The following is an 18,763-nucleotide window of genomic DNA, read 5'->3' on the forward strand; positions in this document are numbered from 1 at the left end:
TTCGATGATCGAATTACCGGACCTGGCCGCCGGCGGTCTCGCCCTCGGCACACTGTCCGCACTGGCCCTCGGCAGCGCACTGCTGCGCTCACGGCGCCGACTGGCCGAGCAACGCACGGAGATCGCCCGGCTGCGCGGCCGACTCGACGGCGCACTGCAGACGTTCACCTCCGAGGTCGAGCACCTCGCGGCGCAGCGCGTGCCCGCCGCCGCCCGGCAGTTGACGCATCCGAACGTGCTGGTGCCCGGTCCCCTGCAACCGCGCACCACCGCTTCGCCGCTCGGCATCGGTCTGGAGAGTGTCCTGCGGTCGCTGCGCGCCGAGTTGGTCGCACAGCGCACCCGCATCGACGCGGCGGCGCAGGCCGGGATGCGGGGTGCCACCCGGGAGATCCAGGCCGCCCTGTACCGGCTGCAGGACGCGCTGCGGAAGCTGCAACAGGAGTACGACGACCCGGAGTTGACGCAGACGCTCTTCCAACTCGACCACGAGAACGAGCAGTCGTTGCGGCGCGCCCAGGTGGCCGCAGTGGTGTGCGGGGCGTGGGTGGGCCTTGCCCGCGAGGAGTCGCATCTGGTGGACGCGGTGACCGGCGGTCAGGCCCGGCTCTCGGGCTACCACCGGGTGCGCGTCAACAACCACTTGGAAGCGGGCACCGCGTTGGTGTCGCACGCGGTGGAGCCGGTCGCGATCATCGTGGCCGAGCTGCTGGACAACGCGCTCAGGCACTCCGCGCCCGACACCGACGTCGTGGTCAACCTGGAGCGGGTGCACCACGGCGTCTGCGTCACCATCGACGACGCGGGCGTCGGCATGACCCAGGACGAACGCGCCCGCGCCCAGCGGCTGGTGGCCGGATCCGAACCCGTCCTGCTCACCGACCTCGGCGATCCGCCGCGCATGGGATTCGCCGCGATCGGCCAGCTGACCCGGCAGTTCGACCTGGGCGTCGACGTGTCCTCGCCCTCCGCGTACGGGGGCGTGCGCGCGGTCCTGCGGGTCGAGAGCCATCTGCTGAGCCATGTCGACCCGGTCGAGCGGCCGCCGGCGGCCAGTGCGCCGCGCTCGACGCGCAAGCCGGCGGCGGGTGGTCCCGCGGTGTCCGTCGCCGCGCACGGGTTCGGCGCCGAGGGGGACGACGGCGCCTCCACCGCCGTATCGGGGCATCAAGGCCCGCGTGAACCGGGCGAGTTGCCGCAGCGCCGCCGCCGTGTGCGGGTGGCGGGCGAGGGGGCCGAGGCTCCGCGGAAACAGCCGGTGCGGCGACCGGCGGACTCGGCCGCGGCGCTCGGCGCGCTGCAGTCCGGTACCGCGGCGGCGCGGGCCGGGGACGACACCGATCAGACCGATTTCGAAGGGGGAGCGGCCAGATGACCAGCCGCCAAGCCGGCGAGCACGCGTGGGTGCTCGATCCGATCCTGCAGGTACCGCATGTGGTGGCCGCCGTGCTGCTGACCCAGGACGGGCTGGTGTCCGGGTACACGGACGCGCTGTCGCAGGCCTCGGCCGAGCGGGTGGCGGCGATCACCAGCACCGTGCAGGGGGCGGCCCGGACCGCGGCGGCGGCCTTCGCCGACCAGGACCGGGCCGAGGTGCGGCAGGTGGTCATCGAGACGGACCTCGGGTACGTGCTCATCGTGCCCACGGATCACGACACTTGTGTGGCCGCGTACGGGGACGGCGAGGTGCGGCTGGATCTGCTGGCGCACCGGGTGCACTCGCAGGTGGCGAAGCTGGGCGAGAAGGCGATGGCCGCGGCGCCCCGAGGGACCGACGGCGGCGCGCCGGCATGACGGGCCGCCGTGGCGGCCGCCCCCTGGTCCCCGCGTATCTGTCGACCGGCGGTGTGGCCCGCCCCAGCCGCTCGCACCTGGAACGGCTGTCGATGCTCACCGCCGCGGGCCCGTCCGCACCGCCCGAACTGCCCGCGGCCGGGCTCGCCCTGCTGGATGTCCTGGGCGAGGGCTCGCTGACCGTGGTGGAGGCCGCGGCCCTGCTGCGGCTGCCGGTCTCCGCGGTGCGGGTGCTGGCCGCGGATCTGATCGACCGGGGCCTGCTGCTGTCCCGCGCGCCGATCCCGGCGGCCGACCGCTTCGACCCCGACCTGCTGAAGAGAGTGGCCGATGGCCTCCGCGCCCTCAAGCACTAGCACGGTCCATCTCCCGGACACCGCCCGCGACTTGGTGAAGATCCTGGTCGCGGGTCCCTTCGGGGTGGGCAAGACGACCCTCATCGACTCGGTGTCGGAGATCCGGCCGCTGCACACCGAGGAGCAACTGACCGAGGCGTCCGCACAGGTGGACGACCTGGACGGCGTACGGGAGAAGACGACGACCACGGTCGCCGTCGACTTCGGTCGGATCAGCCTGCCGGACGGAGTCGTGCTCTATCTGTTCGGCACCCCCGGGCAGGAGCGGTTCCGCGCGCTGTGGGACGACATCGCGTACGGGGCGCTGGGGGCGCTCGTGCTGGTCGACAGCCGGCGGATCGACGCGTCGTTCGACGTGCTGGAGCTGATGGAGGACACGGGACTGCCGTACGCGGTCGCCATCAACGCCTTTCCCGACTCGCCCCGCCACCACACGGACGAACGGTTGCGGGCCGCGCTCGACCTGGACCCGACGACGCCGATGGTGACGTGCGACGCGCGTGATTCCGCCTCGTCCCTCGACGCGCTGCTCGCCCTGGTCCACCACCTCATCGACCGCGACCCCTCGGAGCACCGGTGACCACCTATCCCCCCGACCAGCAGGACTTCGACCTCTCTGCGCCGGTGCGCCTGTGGGAGGACGGCTTCGCCCTCGACCCGTACCGCTACTACGACACCCTGCGCGCCCAAGGTCCGGTCGGCTGGGCGGAGTTGGCGCCGGGTGTGCCCGCGTACGTGGTGACGGACCGGCGGGCGGCGCTGGATCTGCTGCACGACGAGGAGACGTTCTCGCACGACCCGCGGGCCTGGGAGTCGACGGTCGCGGACGACTCGCCGGTGCTCGGCATGATGCGCTGGCGGCCCAACTCGCTGTTCGCCGACGGCGCGGCGCACGTCCGCTACCGGGCCTCGCTGATCGACACCTTCGACCGGATCGAGCCGCACGAGCTGCGGGCGCTGGTGCACCGCGCGGTGCGGCTGCTGGTGAACCGGATCGGGCCGCGCGGCGAGGCCGATCTGGTGGGCGAGTTCGCCCGGCCGCTGATGGCTCTGGTCTTCAACAGCCTCTTCGGGCTGCCGGACAGTCAGAGCGACCGGCTCAACGCCGCGTTGGGCAAGATGATGGAGGGCGGGGACCAAGCGGCCGCGGGCGAGGCCGAGTTCGGCGGCTATGTGCTGGAGCTGATCGAGACCAAGGCCGCAGTGCGCGGCGACGATCTGCCGAGCTGGCTCCTCGACCATCCGGCCGAGCTGACCCCGGAGGAGGTCGCCTGGCAGGTCTTCCTCACCCTTGGCGCCGGGCACGAACCGACCGCGAACCTGGTCTCCAACGCGCTCTCCCGCATCCTGGGCCACTCCCTGTACTACTCCACCCTCACCGGCGGCGCCCGCCCTGTGATGGACGCGGTCGTAGAGGTGCTGCACCACGAGACCCCGCTCGCCAACTACGGCGTCCACTACGCCCGTGAACCCCTGACCTTCCACGGGGCGTGGATCCGCGCGGCCGTCCCGGTGGTGATCTCGTACGGGGCGCTCGCGCACTTCGCCGAACAGGAGGTCACCACCGGCCGGCATCCCAAGGACGCCTCCCATCTGTCGTGGTCGGCGGGCCCACACGCCTGTCCGGTCAAGCAGCACACGCTGCTCATCGCCACGGAGGCGATCGAGCGGCTCACCCAGTGGCTGCCCGACCTGGAACCGGTCCTGCCGCGCGAGCAACTCAGTTGGCGGCCGGGCCCGTTCCACCGATCGCTCACCGCACTGCCCGTCCGGTTCACCCCTCGCTCCCCCGACCAGCCTGGAGATCCCTCATGACCGTGACCGACCGCATCGCCCTCGACCCGTTAGGCACCGACATCGCCGGTGAGATCGAGCGGCTGCGCTCGCTCGGCCCGATCGTGCCCGTCGAGCTGCCGGGCGGCATCCCGGCCTGGGCGCCGACCGGTTACGACACCCTCAAGGAACTGATACTCGATCCGCGGGTCAGCAAGGACCCCCGGCAGCACTGGAAGTTGTGGCCCGAGATCGACCAACACCCCTCCTGGGGCTGGATCATGGTCTGGGTCGGCGTGAACAACATGCTCAACACCTACGGCCTCGACCACGCGCGGCTGCGCAAACTGGTCGCGCCGAGCTTCACGCAACGGCGCACCGAGGCGATGCGGCCCCGGGTGGAGGCGATCACCGCCGAACTGCTCGACACGCTGGCAGCAGCCGGCGCGGACGGCGAGGCGGTCGACGTACGGGCGCTGCTCGGGTATCCCCTGCCGATGCGGATGATCTGCGAACTGTTCGGTGTGCCCGAGGAGTTGACGGCCGACACCGGGCGGATGATCGCGGCCATCATGGACACCTCCGACCCGACCCCGGCGCACGCGGAGTCCGTGCAGCAGCAGATCGGCACGGTGCTGCCCGCGCTGATCGCCCACCGCACCGAGCATCCCGGGGACGACCTCACCACCGAGCTGATCCGGGTGCGCGACGAGGACGGCGACCGGCTCGACGACGAGGAGCTGCTGTACACGCTGCTGCTGGTCATCGGCGCCGGCTTCGAGACCACCGTCAACCTGATCTGCAACGCGGTGGTCGCCCTGCTCCGGCAGCCGGAACAGCTGGCGGCGGTGCGCTCCGGGAAGGTCGGCTGGGACGCGGTCGTCGACGAGACACTGCGGGTCCACCCGTCCATCGCCTCGCTGCCGCTGCGCTACGCCGTCGAGGACATCACGGTCGACGGCGTCACGATCCCCGCCGGGGACGCCATCATCACGACCTACGCGGCCGCCGGTCTCGACCCGGCGCACTACGGGCCGGACGTGACTGTCTTCGACGCGGCGCGCGGGGCGGACGACCACATGGCGTTCGGCATCGGCGTGCACCGGTGCATCGGCGCACCCCTGGCCCGGGTGGAGGCGTTGACCGCCCTGCCCGCGTTCTTCGACCGCTTCCCGGACGTACACCTCGCCGTGGACGCCGAGGAGTTGCGGCAGGTGCCGTCGTTCATCGCGTTCGGCTGGCAGGAAGTGCCGGTGCGGCTGCGGGCCTGAGACAGGGCCGGGAAGCGGGACACGGGCGGCCCGACCGGTCCCCCGTTCCGGTCGTGCCTCCCGCGGTCCGTCGAACTTACGCGCGGGACCCATACGTTGTGAATCGTGCCGATGCCCTCTGCGACGGCCGCGGGGCTCACCTGTGCACAGGTGAGCCCGGATGGTCCGGTTCTGTCCGGTGCAGGGCGGGCGGTCCGAGATCGCCGAGGGCCAGATGGGCGAGGACGACCTCGTAGAGATCGCTGCCACCGGCCAGCAACTGGCGTTCCAGGACGGGTTCGGCGCTGCGTACGTGGTCGCGGACCGTCTGCGGGTGCATGCCCAGCGCGTGGGCGGCCCGCTCGGCGTTGCCGCCGGCGGCGATCCAGGCGCGCAAGGTGCGGCGCAGGTCGCGGGCGTCCGGGTCCAGGCGGCCGAGCAGGTCGTGCGCCCACGCGCGTAGAGCCGGTCCGGCGAGCAGGTCGCCGAGGCGGTCGCCCTCCGTGGCGGAGGGGGGCGGCCACGGCTCGTCGGCCAGGGCGGCCCGGGAGTTGAGGGCAAGGTGGACGACGGCGCGGACGGTGAGGCCGGTGAAGTCGGCGCCCAGCAGCGCCTCCACGCGCTCCATGCGGGCGCGGACGGTGTTGCGGCTGACGCCGAGGATCTTCGCGGCGCTCACGGCGGTGAACTCCAGACCGAGGCGGGTGGTGGCGAGGAGTTCGGCGCGGGTGTGGTGGGCCAGCGTGTCCAGCGGGCGCAGGACCCGGGCCGTCCAGTCGTGCAGGGTGTCCGGGTCCATCAGCCGCTCTGGGTGGGTGCGTTCGGCGTACACGGCCTGCTTGTCCGGGCGGAAGCGGGCGACGGCGAGGGCGCTGACGGCCTGGCCGTACGCGGTCGCGGTGCGGGCGAGGCTGTGCGGGGCGCTGCCGCCGAGGAACGTGCTCGTCCGCCGGTCGATCACGGTCCGCAGCTCCCGGCCCGCGGCGTCGCGCGGGGTGACGACGATGACGTGTTCGTCCGTCGCGGGGCAGCGCACGACGAGCGCGTGCTCGTCCGTCGCGTCCAGGCACTCCTCGGCGATCCGGTCGCGGTCCTCGGCCAGGCCCTCCAGGACGTACACGCACGCGGAGTCGGTGTCGAGGAGTCCGGGCCACAGACCCGAGGCCACCCGGCGTGCGGAGACGGTGTCCTCCACCATCAGCAGTTGCAGGATGGCCAGTCGCAGGTCGGAGGTGGCGCGGGCCAACCGGCGGTCGGCCGCGGTCGTCCCGCGCGCCCTGAGCAGCAGCTCGACCACCTGGGCGGTGTGGGTGACGATGTCCGAGCTCCGCCGGTCGAAAGGCGTCGTGCGGGAGACGGCGAGCACGGCCGGCGCCGCGGTGTCCGTGGACGCGATCCTCACCAGCCGCTGGTGGCGGCCGTCGTCCTCCCAGGCCGCCGAGGCGATCCGGCCGGTGACGAGGTCCGTGACGAGTTGTCGGTCCAGCGGGGTCCGGGTGCCCGCGAGGAGGTTGCCGGCGCCGTCCTCCAGGCAGGCGGTCCCCGCCACGGCGTCCGCGAGCCACGCGACGACCTTGTGCAGATCCCGTCCGCCCGGTCGCAGGTGGTCGAGGAGTTCCCGCGCCCATGCCGTTCCGTCGACGTCCGCCCCGTCCGCGGGGCGGCTCCCGTCCTCTCGGCCTGCCATCTCGGCCTTCTCCCGGTTCATCTCGTCCTTCTCGTTCACCGTATCGACCTCGGCGTTTCGGTCGGGGACGTTACCTCACGGTGCTGTGCCGGTCGCGGGCTGCGACCGGCGGGATGTCCCCGGCGGCCGGCCGCCCGGACAGGTCCTAAGCTCGACGAATGGCCAAGTACTTCGACGTGCATCCCGACAACCCGCAGCCGCGCACCATCTCGCAGGTCGCCGACATCATCCGCTCCGACGGGCTGGTCGCCTACCCGACCGACTCCTGTTACGCGCTCGGGTGCCGGCTCGGCAGCCGCGACGGCATCGACCGGATCCGCACCATCCGGCACCTGGACGACCGGCACCACTTCACCCTCGTGTGCCAGGACTTCGCGCAGCTGGGTCAGTTCGTACGGATCGACAACGACGTGTTCCGCGCCATCAAGGCGTCCACGCCGGGCAGTTACACCTTCATCCTGCCGGCGACGAAGGAGGTGCCGCGCATGCTGCAGCACCCCAAGAAGAAGACGGTCGGCGTGCGCATCCCCGACCACGTCGTCACCCAGGCCCTGCTCGCCGAGTTGGGGGAGCCGCTGCTGTCCAGCACGCTCCTGATGCCCGACGAGGAGGAGCCGATGACGCAGGGCTGGGAGATCAAGGACCGCCTCGACCACGTGCTGGACGCGGTCGTCGACTCCGGGGACTGCGGCACCGAGCCGACGACCGTCATCGACTTCTCCGGTGGCGAGGCGGAGATCATCCGCAAGGGGGCCGGGGACACGTCACGGTTCGAGTGAGGCCGCTCGCCCCGGGGACGGGGGTCGCCTCGGGCGGGTGGATGCTGCGTGCAACGATGACCATGACCCGGCCGGTCAGGCCGCCCGGTCACCAGCCGCCGAGTGCGCAGAGAGGCAGCCCCCATGACCTCCGTACAGGGATCAGACGTGGACATCACCACCCAGGACGGCGTCGCCGACGCCTATCTGGCCCACCCCGATGACGGCAGTCCCCACCCGGGCGTCCTGTTGTACCAGGACGCCTTCGGCATCCGTCCGCACCTGAAGTCGATGGCCGACCGGATCGCCGCGGCCGGCTACACGGTGCTCGTCCCCAACGTGTTCTACCGGAGCGGCCGTACGCCGGTCTTCGACCTGCCCGAGTTCATCGACCCCGAGGCGCGACCGGAGATCTTCGGACAGATCATGCCGGTGATGCAGAGTCTGACGCCCGAGCTCGCGATGCGGGACGCGGACGCCTACCTGCGCTGGCTGGCCGACTCCCCGCTCGTCACCGACGGACCGGTCGCGCTGACCGGCTACTGCATGGGCGCCCGGCTGGCCGTGCTCACCGCCGGCACCTTCCCGGACCGGGTCGCGGCGGCGGCCGGTTTCCACGGCGGACGCCTGGCGACCGACACGCCCGACAGCCCGCACCTGGTGGCCCAACACATCACCGCCGAGCTGTACTTCGGCCACGCCGACCAGGACGACTCGCTCCCGCCCGAGCAGCAGCAGCGCCTGGCGGACACGCTCACCGAGGCGGGCGTACGGCACACCATCGAGGTCTATCCCGGCGCGCACCACGGCTACACACAGGCGGACACCTCCTCGTACAACAAGGAGGGCGACGAGCGGCACTGGGCGGCGCTGCTCGACCTCCTCGACCGCACCTTCTGAGACCGCACCTTCTGAGACCGCACCTTCTGACCAAGCCTTCTGACCGACGCTCAGACCCTCACAGTGGCGCCCGCGGTGTGCGATCCGCGGGCGCCGACTCGTATTCACATGTTCCGGCCGTTGACATGCACGCAATCGCGGTGTCACTTTGAGAGCGCTCTCAAAATCAGGTACGGACCAATCTCCCTGAGTGACCCCCCACACGGAGGTGGAGCGTGCTCAGAAAGCTCACTCGCCGGATCATGGCACCGGCCGTGGCGGCCGCGCTGCTCGGCGCCGTCCTCACGGTCATCACACCGTCCGCCGCGGAGGCGGCGGTGCCCGCCACGATCCCCCTGAAGCTCACCAACAACTCCGGCCGCGGTGACGCGGTCTACGTGTACACCCTGGGCACCCTGCTGAGTACGGGGCAGCAGGGCTGGGCCGACGCGAACGGCACCTTCCACGCCTGGCCGGCCGGCGGCAATCCGCCCACGCCCGCGCCCGACGCCTCCATCGCGGGTCCCGCCAACGGGCAGACGAAGACCATCCGGATCCCGAAGTTCTCAGGCCGGATCTACTTCTCCTACGGACAGAAGCTCGTCTTCAAGCTGACCACGGGCGGTCTGGTGCAGCCCGCGGTCCAGAACCCGACCGACCCGAACCGCGACATTCTCTTCAGCTGGTCCGAGTACACGCTCAACGACTCCGGCCTGTGGATCAACAGCAGCCAGGTGGACATGTTCGCCGCGCCCCACGCGGTGGGCGTGGTGCGCGCCGACGGCAGCACGCTCACCACCGGTCACCTCAAGTCGGGTGGCTACAACGGGTTCTTCAACTCGCTGCGCGCGCAGTCGGGCGGCTGGGCGAACCTGATCCAGACCCGGTCCGACGGCACCGTGCTGCGGGCCCTGTCACCCACGTACGGGCTGGAGACGGGCGCCCTGCCCGCCACCGTGATGAACGACTACATCAACCGCGTATGGACGAAGTACGCGACGACGAACCTCACGGTCACCCCGTTCGCCGACCAGCCGAACACCAAGTACTACGGCCGGGTGTCGGGCAACGTCATGAACTTCACCAACAGTTCGGGCGCGGTCGTCACCAGCTTCCAGAAGCCGGACGCGGCCAGCATCTTCGGCTGTTACAAGTACCTCGACGCGCCCAACGACCTGGTGCGCGGCCCGATTTCACGCACGCTGTGCGCGGGCTTCAACCGCTCCACGCTCCTGGTCAACCCCAACCAGCCGGACACCAGCACGGCGAACTTCTATCTGGACTCGGTCACCAACCAGTACGCGAAGAAGATCCACGCGCAGATGGCGGACGGCAAGGCCTACGCGTTCGCCTTCGACGACGTCGGCAACCAGGAGTCCCTGGTCCACGACGGGAACCCGCAGCAGGCGAACCTGACGCTGGACCCCTTCAACTAGGCGGTCAGCAGGGAGAGTCACCACCAAAGGCCGAGGCCTCACCCCGCACTGCGCGGGGTGAGGCCTCAAGCCGTGCCGGTGTCGGTGTCGGTCAGCTGGTGGTCACCGCTGTGTCGTCGATGACGAAGCTGGTCTGGAGCGAGGAGTCCTCGACGCCGGAGAACTTCAGGGCGACCGTGGTCCCCGCGAAGGCCGACAGGCTGAAGGACTTCTGGACGTAGCCGGAGGCCGCGTTCAGGTTGGAGTAGGTGGCCAGGGTGGTGGACCCGGCGGTGACCGTCAGCTTGTCGTACTGGGTGCTGGTGGTGGTCTCGGCCGTGTCGATGTGGATGTAGAAGGTGAACGTGGTCCCCGTGCAGCCGCTGGGGATGGTCACCGACTGGGACAGCGTGTCCGTGTGGGTGGATCCGTAGCCGTCCAGCCAGGCCTTGTAGGAGCCCGTACGGGCCGCCTGGCTACTGGAGTTGGTGATGACCCCGCTGGTGGCGGTCCAGGTGGTGTTGCCAGACTCGAAGCCCTGGTTGCCGAGGAGCTGGGTCGAGGTGCAGCTTCCGCCGCCACCGCTGGAGCTCACGGTCCAGGTGAAAGCGGCGGTACCGGTGGCCCCGGTGCTGTCGGTCACCGTGACGGTGGTGCTGTAGGTGCCTGCCGTCGTCGGGGTGCCGGTGATGGCGCCCGTCGAGCTGATCGACAGACCGGTGGGCAGACCGGTCGCGGCGTAGGTCAGGGTGCCGCTGTTGGTGCTGCTGGCCGAGATCTGCAGGCTCACCGCGGTACCGACGGTGGAGGACTGGCTGCCCGGGTTGGTGACCGTGACGCCGGTGGTCGGCACGGTGATGTGGCTGCCGACGTTGATGCCCGCGAAGGCGTTGCCGACTCCGGCGTACTGCGCGGAGCTGGTGCCGTACAGCGCCCCGGCTGCGTTCAGGGCGGCGGTGCGGGCCTGGGCGTACGTGGTGCTGGACGTCATGTACGTCGTCAGCGCCTTGTACCAGATCTGCAGGGCGGCGGCCCGGCCGATGCCGGCGACGGCGACGCCGTCGGAGGTCGGGCTGTTGTAGGTGACACCGTTGATGGTCTTGGTGCCGCTGCCCTCGGAGAGCAGGTAGAACATGTGGTTCGCGGGACCGGACGAGTAGTGCACGTCGAGGTTGCCGACGCCCGAGTACCAACTGTCGGCGGAGCCGCCGTCCTTGTCGGGCTCGTCCATGTAACGCAGCGGCGTGCCGTCGCCGTTGATGTCGATCTTCTCGCCGATGAGGTAGTCACCGACGTCGGAGGAGTTGTTGGCGTAGAACTCGACGCCGGTACCGAAGATGTCGGAGGTCGCCTCGTTCAACCCGCCCGATTCACCGGTGTAGTTGAGATTGGCGGTGTTGGAGGTGACACCGTGGCTCATCTCGTGCCCGGCGACGTCCAGCGAGGTGAGCGCGTGGGTGCTGCTCGTGCCGTCGCCGTACGTCATGCAGAAGCAGTCGTCGTCCCAGAAGGCGTTGACGTACGCCGTGCTGTAGTGGACGCGCGAGTAGGCGGCGACACCGTCGTTCTTGATGCCGCTGCGGCCGAAGGTGTTCTTGTAGAAGTCCCACGTCACCTGGGCGCCGTAGTGCGCGTCGACGCCCGCCGTCTGGGTGTTGGAGCCGGAGCCGGTGCCCCAGGTGTCGTCGGCGTCGGTCATCAGGGTGCCGGTGCCCGACGTGCCGTTGTTCAGGCTGTACGTCTTGTGGGTGCCGCGCGTGGTGTCGTTCAGCTGGTACGTCGAACCGGACAGCGTGGTCCCGATGGTGACCGTGCCGCTGTACTGGCTGTTGCCGGTACCGGTCTTGATGCCCTGGTAGCGGTAGAGCTCCGCGCCGCTGGTGGCGTCGGTGATGACGTGCAGCTGGCTGGGCGTGCCGTCGTCCTGCAGACCGCCGACCACCGTCTCCCAGGCGAGCTTCGGGGTGCCGCTGCCGGCCCAGATGACCTTGCGGGCGCTGTCGGTGGTGGGCTTCTCGGCGGCGAGGGACTTGGCCGCCTTCAGGGCCTTGGTCTCGGCGGACGCCTTGGTGAAGGTGGCGGTGGTGGAGGCGACCTTCACGCTGCGCTTGCTGTTGAACGTCGTGCTCACCGTGCCGGTGGCCTGAGCCGCGGGCGGGGTGTGCACGACGAGGTCGCCGCCGAGGACGGGCAAGCCGGCATAGGTCCGCTCGTAGCGGGTGTGGAGGGTGCCGTCGTTGTCCTTGACGACGTCCTTGACGACCAGTTTCTCCCCGGCGCCGAGGCCGATCGTGCGGGCCGTCGCGGTGGTCTTCTGATCGGCGCTCTTGATCAGCGCGGAGCGCTGGGCCGGGGTGAGCTTGGCCTCCAGACCACCGGTGCGCAGGGGGCTGGGGTGGGGGGCAGCGGGCTTCGCGTTCGCCGGAACCGACTGGATGCCGACGGCGAGGAAGGCCGCGGTGGAGACCAGGGCTCCTACCGCCATCCGCTTGCGGGGGTTGCGTCTCACTCGTTCTCCTACTGCGGTGGCCGCGTGGGGCGGCCGGACAGACCGGGCAGCCGGGTGTGCTGACCGGGACGAGCCGAGCTGTGCGGGACCGTGACTGCGTGAAGAGAACGTGGGGGGTACGTGCCGCAGTTGGGGGGAGGATGGCAGGCTTGACCGAGGCATGTCAGCACGGTCGGGGACAATCGAGGGTTATCCCTCTGCGCCGGACGATGACAGAGGGACCACCCCTGACCCGCCCAAGTGCCGTTGCAGAAACCGAATCTGACGATCCATCAGCTCAGCCGTGGCCGAAGGCCCGATCGGCTGATGACCGACGCCCGGCATCAGAAACACCTCGTGCGAGCGCCCGGCGTCCCGCAGCGCGTCGGACAGGCGCACCGTGTTGAGCGGCGGCACATTGCGATCGTCGAGGCCGTGCATGAGCAGCAACGGCCGTACGAGGCGCGGCGCGTCCCGCACGAGGGAACAGGCCTCGTACCGCTCGGGAAACCGGTCGGGATGACCGAGACTCCGCTCACGCCAGTGGGCGTTGTACAGCCGCTGATCGGTGACGCCCGCTCCGGCGACGGCGGCATGGAAGACGTCCGGGCGGCGCAGCACGGCGGCGACCGCGAGAGAACCGCCGAAGGACCACCCCCGGATACCGACGCGCCCGAGATCGAGCTCGGGGTGCAGCCGCGCGGCTTCCCGCAACGCGGTGACCTGGTCCTCGACCGCCGCCCCGAACAGATCGCCGTGGACCTCACGCTCCCACCCCGGCCCACGCCCCGGAGTACCCCGCCCGTCGGCGACAAGCACCGCGAACCCGTGCTCGGCGAACCACTGCCGCACCAGCACGCGCCAGTCGGTCTCCGCGGTGACCCGCTGCGCGGCCGCACCCCCGTACGGATCGGCCAGCACAGGCAGTCGACCGCTGCCGGCCCGGTGCCAGGAGGGCAGATGGAGCTGGGCTCGCAACTCGCGCGGCCCGAGGACGAGTTGGGTGAGGCGCACGTCGAGTACGGGCTGCTCGGCGTACGAGCGGATCGTGACGGCCGGCTTCCCGCCCCGCCGCACCCGGGTCTGCCCACCGGGCCGGTCCGCGCCACGGGCGACCTGGACGAGGGTGCCGGCACGGCACAGGCCGGAGTGGACGGCGGGGTCCGAACTCGACCGACGGACACCTGCCGCGCGTTCATAGCCGTAGAGGTGCGTCTCGGTGGGCTCGTCGGACTCGGACGCGGTGAACAGCACCTCGTCGCTGTCGACGCCGAGCACGGACCGGAGTTGGAGCCCTGGTGGTGTGACGGGGACGCCGTCGGCGGTGAGCCGGCGGGTGCCGTTCAGGTCGGCATGGGCGAGGAGGACGCCGGTGGCGGTGCGGACGGGGAGCCCGGGGACGAGTTGCACCCAGTGTTCGTCGCGCTGTTCGTGCAGGACCGCCGTTCGCCCGTCGCCGGGGTCGACACCGAGGAAGCGGACGGTGCACTGGTCCCGGGACTGTACGACGACGTAGGGCCCGTGCTCGTCCCAGCCGGCCCCGACGACGTACTCGAACGCCTCACGGTCCCAACCGACCTGCGTCATCGGGCCGTTGAGTCAGGCGATCCAGAGTGTGACGTCGGCGTTGGGGGTGCCGGCGGCAGCGAAACGTCGTCCTGGCGCCTCGCTGTCGAGCGCGGGCCAGGGGTGGACGCGGCTGGAGTCCGTGCGGGCGACGAGGAGTTGAGTGCCGTCCGGGGACCACCAGTGGCCGTGCGGTCCGTCGGGTGCGGTGGTGGCCGTGTGTACCGCTGTCCCGAACTCGACGTCGGGGGCATCGGGTTCGGCGACGGGTCGGTCCGCGGTGCCGTCGGCGCTCATCAGACGCAGGGCGCCACCGGTGACGTAGGCGATGCGGTGTCCGGTGGGATCGGGGCGCGGGTCGGACACCGGGCCGGGTGTCGGCAGGCGCCACGGCCGGCCGCCGGTGACGCGCACCGCCCACAACTCCCCCGCCAGGACGAAGGCGACCAGATCACCGCTCCGGCTCGTGGCGAACGCCCCGATGCCGGTCGGCTGTTGACGGCTCGGCGTCACCGGGTCCGCCACCAGACGCTCCGCGCCGGAGTCGAGGTCCAGGGCCCAGAGGCGGGCTACCGGATCGTCTCCGGCGCGGGAGCGCAGGAACAGGACGGTCCTGCCGTCGGGAGTGACGGTGAGATGGGCGGGGACGCCGTGGGTGAAGCGGGCGGTGCGGACGAGTTGTTCGGGGAGGGGAGGGATCGAGGGAATCGGAGGGATCGACACGTACGGCAGCCTTCCACCAGGTGCCGCAATAAAACGTGAGTTCGATTCAGAGGGCGATCTCTCAGCTCGCCCGGCGCAGGAAGTCGACGACCAGATCAGTCGTCGCCTGCGGCTGCTCCTCCGTGATCCAGTGCCCGCAGTCCGGGATGACCGCGTCTTCCACGTTGTCGGCCACGCACCGCAGCACCTCGCCGATCCCGGGGCCGAAGGTGGCTTCGCCGCCGAAGCCCAGGACCGGCATCGGGAGCTTGCCCTGCGCGAGGAACTTCCTGTTGTCGGCCGCGTCCTGGGCGAACGCCAGGAACTGGGCGAAGCTGGCGCGCATCGCACCGGGTTGCGCGTAGAGCGCGGCGTAGTGCTGGCGCTTGGCTTCGTCGAACCGCTCCGGGACCACGGAGAGTTCGTTCCAGAAGCGGTCGAGGTAGATGCGCTCGCGGCCGTCGACCAGGCGCTCCATGTCGTGACCGCCGAAGCCGAAGTGCCACATGGCCGGATCCTGGATGATCTGCTCCCAGGGCCCGATGCCGGGCAACGGTGCGTCGATCGCCACCCATCGGCTGACGCGCTCGGGGTGGGTGGCGGCGACCGCGTAGCCGACCATGATGCCGATGTCGTGTGTCACCAGTTCGAGGGTGTCCACGTCCAGGGCGTCCAGGACACCCCACACGTCAGCCGCCTGGTTCTTCTTGTCGTAGCCGCCCTCGGGTTTCGACGAGAGACCCAACCCCCGCAGGTCGGGGGCGATCACCGTGCGGTCCTCGATGAGGGCGTCGGTCAGATGCCCCCACATGTCGCCCGTCGTGCCGAAGCCGTGCAGGAGGACGACCGCCGGCCCCTGCCCGCCGACGCGGACGTGGATCCTGGCGCCGTTGGTCTCGATCTCACGGGTCTGCATACCGGCCGGGAAGGGGTGGATCCCGTCCTGACGTCCGTTGTCGTTCATGGCTCTGCTCCGGGTTCGAGGGGAAGTGGGTCGGCAGCGGTCGCAAGTCCGCGCCAAGTAACTGGTTCGGCAGCGGTCGCAAGTCCCGCGCCACATCAAGGACGCTAGCCGACCGGTCTACTACGTTCCACCGCGTGCCGGACGCCGTCCTCAGGAGGGCAGGCCGCTGACCTGGCTTGGAAGGAAGGGGCTATCAGCAGGGAGGAAGCTGGTCGTGTGCGAGCCCGCGTCCAGGGGTCGTACCGGCGGCTGACGGCGGCGATCCAGGTGGCCTGCGGGCGTGTGGCGGTCGGGGCCACAGGTAAAGTGCCGAGGTCGGAAGGGAGATGTGCATGCACCGGGATGGGTCTCCGCTGCCGGGTCCGACGGGACATCTGGTCGGGCGCGATCACGATCTCGTACTGATGCGGGAATTCGTCGACGAGGCCGTGCGCTCCGGCGGGGCACTGCTGTTGTCCGGGGATGCCGGTGTCGGCAAGACGGTGTTGCTGGACGCGGCGGCCGAGCAGGCGCACAGCGCGGGCGCGCGGGTGGTGCGTGCCGCCGGTGTGGAGTTCGAGAGCACCATCAGTTTCTCGGGGCTCCATCAGGTTCTTCAGCCGTTGTTCGCCGGGATCGAGAGGCTGAGCGACCCGTACCGCAACGCCCTCGGTGTCGCGTTGGGACTGGACCAGGGGGCTCCCTCCGATCAACTGCTGGTCTCGAACGCGGCGTTGACCCTTCTCGTGCAGGCAGCCGCGGAGCGCCCGTTGCTGGTCGTCGTCGACGACCTTCCGTGGCTGGATCGGGCCAGCGCCACGGTGTTGGGCTTCGTCGCGCGCCGCCTGGGCGGCAGCAGGGTCGGCTTCCTCGGCGCGTACCGGACAGGAGAGGGAAGCTTCTTCGAGCACGGCGGGGTCCCTCGGCACCACGTACAACCGCTCGATACGACAGCGGCGGCAACGCTCATCGAGGCACGCTCCCCTTCTCTTGCCCCTCGTGTGCGGGAGCGCCTGCTGGCCGAGGCGCAGGGCAACCCCCTGGCCCTGCTCGAACTGCCCACCGCCCTCAGCGGATCGCAGCGCTCCGGCACCGGGATGCCCGAACTACTGCCGTTGAGCCGCCGGCTCCAGGCCGTGTTCGCCTCCCGCGTGGTAGCACTGCCCGCCCCGACCCGCCAACTCCTCCTGTACGCGGTCCTGGACGGCACCGGCGACCTGCGCGTCCTCGCGTCGGCCGGGACCGGGCAGACCGGTATGGACGACCTGGCGCACGCGGAGCGGGCGGGACTCGTGTACGTGGACGAGGGCACCGGACGCCTGGCGTTCCGGCATCCGCTCACGCGCTCGGCCGTCGTGGAGCTCTCGACCAGCGATCAGCGGCGCGCGGCGCATCGTGCCCTCGCCGAGTACTGGACCGACAGGCCCGACCGGCGCGCCTGGCACCTCGCCCACGCCACCGTCGAACCCGACGAGGAAGTCGCGGTGCTGCTCGAACAGTTGGCGCGTGACACCGTGCGGCGGGGTGACGCGGGCGGGGCCATCGCCGCGCTGCTGCGCGCGGCGGAGCTGAGTCCGCGCGGATACGAGCGCAGCCGGCGGATCGCCGAGGCGGCCTACCTCGGCGCGGATCTGACCGGTGATCTGCGGGATGTGCCGCGGCTGCTGGAAGAGGCCCGCGTGGCCGACGGCGGACGGGCCGGGCCGCTGGTCGCCGCGGTCGCGGCGGCCCACCACATCCTGCTCAGCGGCGAGGGCGACCTGGACACCGCCCACCGGCTGCTGGTCGGCGCGATCCAGATGCAGCACCAGCCGTACGACGCGACCGACCCCACCATGATCAACGCGCTGTACACGCTCGCCTGGCTGTGCCAGAGCAGTCAGCGCGCGGAGTTGTGGCAGCCCCTGCACAAGGCACTGAGCCTGGTGAAGCCGGGGATTCCGGACCAACTCGCCCTGGCGCTCAGCACGATGGCCGATCCGGCGCGGACGGCACCGCCCGCGCTCGGGAGGCTCGACGAGGCGATCACCTCGCTCGACCGGGAGGTCGATCCGGTCCGTGTCATCCGGATCGCCATGACCTCTCTCTACGTGGACCGGCTGCCCGGGTGCAGGACGGCGCTGCGGCGCGTGCTCCGCGACGGGCGCGACAACAGCTCGCTCGCCGTGGAGATCCAGGGGTTGGTCTACCTGGGCAGGGACCACTTCGCGGCCGGCGAGTGGGACGAGCTCGAAGCGCAGGCCGCGCAGGGCCGGGATCTCGGGGACGCCCACAGCTACCAGTTGCTGTCGACGGAGTTCCTGTACCAGCGGGCCCTGGTCGCCGCGGCGCGCGGTGACGAGGCCGCCACCAGAACCCTGACCGACGAGATGACCTTGTGGGCGACACCGCGCGGTGTGGGTTCCTATCTGTCCTGCGCCTCGCATGCGAGGGCGCTGGCCGCGCTCGGCCGGGGCCGGTTCGAGGACGCCTACCGGCACGCGTCCGCCATCAGCCGCCCGGGAGAGCTCGCCTCGCACGTCCCCCCTGCCCTCTTCGTCGTCATGGACCTCGTCGAGGCCGCGGTCAGGACGGGCCGGACCAAGGAGGCGGCCGCTCATGCCGCGGCGGCGCGCGAGGCCGGCATCGACGCGATCTCGCCCCGTCTCGCCCTGCTCGTCAAGGCGTCGGCGGCGATCGCAGCCGTCGACCCCGACGCGACCGCGCTGTTCGAGGAGGCGCTCGCCGTACCCGGAACCGACCGCTGGCCCTTCGAGCTGGCCCGGGTCCAACTCGCCTACGCCGAACGCCTCCGACGCGCCAAGGCCACCTCGGAAGCGCGCATCCAGCTCGGCAACGCGATCGACACCTTCGAGCGCCTCGGCGCCCAACCCTGGGCGACCAGGGCGGGCAACGAGCTGCGGGCGACCGGCCTGTCCCTCGGGACCGCCGGGGTCACCGGCCCTGCGTCGCTGACGCCGCAGCAGCGGGAGATCGCCATGCTCGCGGCGGCCGGTCTCACCAACAAGCAGATCGCCGAACGCCTCTTCCTCTCCCCCCGCACCGTCGCCGCCCACCTGCGCCAGCTCTTCCCCAAGCTGGGCGTGGCCTCCCGCGCGGCGCTGCGCGACGCGTTGGCGCAACTGCCGCCCGACTAGGGGCTGTTGCCGAGC

General features: G+C 70.9%; 15 protein-coding genes. 10 read left to right on the forward strand and 5 right to left on the reverse strand.

Annotated elements, in window-relative coordinates; translation table 11 throughout:
* The first annotated feature begins 4 nt into the window (after positions 1-4).
* Genes ACWDR3_RS22480 through ACWDR3_RS22505 form a run of 6 tightly spaced genes read left to right on the forward strand, consistent with a single transcriptional unit; the run spans position 5 to position 5,194 of the window.
* Positions 5-1,375 (forward strand): ATP-binding protein, encoded by a 1,371-nt coding sequence (locus tag ACWDR3_RS22480; RefSeq protein WP_450354300.1) that lies wholly within the window; start codon positions 5-7, stop codon positions 1,373-1,375.
* Positions 1,372-1,794: a roadblock/LC7 domain-containing protein gene (locus tag ACWDR3_RS22485; protein WP_450354301.1), complete on the forward strand. Its 423-nt coding sequence runs from the start codon at positions 1,372-1,374 to the stop codon at positions 1,792-1,794. The genes ACWDR3_RS22480 and ACWDR3_RS22485 overlap by 4 nt, the downstream gene beginning before the upstream one ends.
* Entirely contained in the window at positions 1,791-2,150 is a 360-nt protein-coding gene (locus ACWDR3_RS22490; protein ID WP_450354302.1) for a DUF742 domain-containing protein, read from the forward strand. The genes ACWDR3_RS22485 and ACWDR3_RS22490 overlap by 4 nt, the downstream gene beginning before the upstream one ends.
* On the forward strand, positions 2,125-2,730 hold the full coding sequence (locus ACWDR3_RS22495) for a GTP-binding protein (protein WP_450354303.1): 606 nt from the start codon (positions 2,125-2,127) through the stop codon (positions 2,728-2,730). Before ACWDR3_RS22490 ends, ACWDR3_RS22495 begins: the two co-directional genes overlap by 26 nt.
* Positions 2,727-3,965: a cytochrome P450 gene (locus tag ACWDR3_RS22500; protein WP_450354304.1), complete on the forward strand. Its 1,239-nt coding sequence runs from the start codon at positions 2,727-2,729 to the stop codon at positions 3,963-3,965. Before ACWDR3_RS22495 ends, ACWDR3_RS22500 begins: the two co-directional genes overlap by 4 nt.
* Positions 3,962-5,194 carry a cytochrome P450 family protein gene (locus ACWDR3_RS22505; RefSeq protein WP_450354305.1) on the forward strand — a complete coding sequence of 411 codons (1,233 nt, stop codon included), beginning with the start codon at positions 3,962-3,964 and terminating at the stop codon, positions 5,192-5,194. The genes ACWDR3_RS22500 and ACWDR3_RS22505 overlap by 4 nt, the downstream gene beginning before the upstream one ends.
* 136 nt (positions 5,195-5,330) lie before the next feature.
* Here the strand turns inward: ACWDR3_RS22505 and ACWDR3_RS22510 are convergent, their stop codons facing one another.
* The gene (locus ACWDR3_RS22510) at positions 5,331-6,860 is read right to left on the reverse strand and encodes a helix-turn-helix domain-containing protein (protein WP_450354344.1); all 1,530 of its coding nucleotides are present in this window, start codon (positions 6,858-6,860) and stop codon (positions 5,331-5,333) included.
* A gap of 158 nt (positions 6,861-7,018) precedes the next feature.
* On the opposite strand from ACWDR3_RS22510, the gene ACWDR3_RS22515 reads away from it, so the two are divergent.
* The 3 genes from ACWDR3_RS22515 to ACWDR3_RS22525 all read left to right on the forward strand — a co-directional run bounded on the left by ACWDR3_RS22515 (position 7,019) and on the right by ACWDR3_RS22525 (position 9,933).
* Positions 7,019-7,639, forward strand: a complete 621-nt coding sequence (locus ACWDR3_RS22515; RefSeq protein ID WP_185146275.1) for an L-threonylcarbamoyladenylate synthase — start codon at positions 7,019-7,021, stop codon at positions 7,637-7,639.
* Between the two features lie 123 nt (positions 7,640-7,762).
* Positions 7,763-8,518 carry a dienelactone hydrolase family protein gene (locus tag ACWDR3_RS22520; protein ID WP_450354306.1) on the forward strand — a complete coding sequence of 252 codons (756 nt, stop codon included), beginning with the start codon at positions 7,763-7,765 and terminating at the stop codon, positions 8,516-8,518.
* Positions 8,519-8,760: 242 nt separating this feature from the next.
* Positions 8,761-9,933 carry a glycoside hydrolase family 64 protein gene (locus ACWDR3_RS22525; protein WP_450354345.1) on the forward strand — a complete coding sequence of 391 codons (1,173 nt, stop codon included), beginning with the start codon at positions 8,761-8,763 and terminating at the stop codon, positions 9,931-9,933.
* 91 nt (positions 9,934-10,024) lie between these two features.
* Here ACWDR3_RS22525 and ACWDR3_RS22530 read toward each other — a convergent pair whose 3' ends face one another.
* The 4 genes from ACWDR3_RS22530 to ACWDR3_RS22545 form a co-directional block, all read right to left on the reverse strand.
* Complete coding sequence (locus ACWDR3_RS22530; RefSeq protein WP_450354307.1) at positions 10,025-12,421, reverse strand: M4 family metallopeptidase; 2,397 nt, start codon at positions 12,419-12,421, stop codon at positions 10,025-10,027.
* Between the two features lie 189 nt (positions 12,422-12,610).
* Positions 12,611-13,987 carry a prolyl oligopeptidase family serine peptidase gene (locus ACWDR3_RS22535; protein WP_450354308.1) on the reverse strand — a complete coding sequence of 459 codons (1,377 nt, stop codon included), beginning with the start codon at positions 13,985-13,987 and terminating at the stop codon, positions 12,611-12,613.
* Positions 13,988-13,999: 12 nt separating this feature from the next.
* Positions 14,000-14,689: a DPP IV N-terminal domain-containing protein gene (locus tag ACWDR3_RS22540; RefSeq protein WP_450354310.1), complete on the reverse strand. Its 690-nt coding sequence runs from the start codon at positions 14,687-14,689 to the stop codon at positions 14,000-14,002.
* A 61-nt stretch (positions 14,690-14,750) separates the two neighbouring features.
* On the reverse strand, positions 14,751-15,632 hold the full coding sequence (locus ACWDR3_RS22545; RefSeq protein ID WP_450354311.1) for an alpha/beta fold hydrolase: 882 nt from the start codon (positions 15,630-15,632) through the stop codon (positions 14,751-14,753).
* 332 nt (positions 15,633-15,964) lie between these two features.
* On the opposite strand from ACWDR3_RS22545, the gene ACWDR3_RS22550 reads away from it, so the two are divergent.
* Complete coding sequence (locus ACWDR3_RS22550; protein WP_450354312.1) at positions 15,965-18,748, forward strand: ATP-binding protein; 2,784 nt, start codon at positions 15,965-15,967, stop codon at positions 18,746-18,748.
* The last annotated feature ends 15 nt before the right edge of the window (positions 18,749-18,763 follow it).

Source organism: Streptomyces sp. NPDC001002, from assembly GCF_053599215.1.